Source organism: Peribacillus sp. SIMBA_075, from assembly GCF_046534585.1.
The window spans coordinates 1-262 of sequence record NZ_JAWRYN010000871.1; the positions used below are offsets into that span (position 1 = coordinate 1).

Annotated in this window: 1 protein-coding gene; it reads left to right on the plus strand. The window is 48.5% G+C overall.

Features of this window, described 5'->3' with window-relative positions; translation table 11 throughout:
- The coding region (locus SB775_RS30735; RefSeq protein ID WP_410865049.1) for an ABC transporter substrate-binding protein at nucleotides 1–262 on the plus strand (262 nt) is incomplete at both ends.

The window sequence follows — 262 nt, forward strand, 5'->3', positions numbered from 1 at the left end:
GGCGATGTATGCCAAATCGGCGCTAGGGGTAAAAAGTGTGTTTATTCTCCATGACAAAACCTCATACGGCCAAGGCTTGACTGGCGAGGTCAAAGTTCAATTTGAAAAAGATGGAATCGAGGTTCTCGGTTACGAAGGCGTGACGGTCGGAGAGAAGGATTATACGGCTGTTCTTAATCAGGTGATGGCGAAAAATCCGGACATGATTTATTTCGGCGGTCACTATCCAGAGGGAGGCATTATCGTCAAGCAAGCGCGGCAG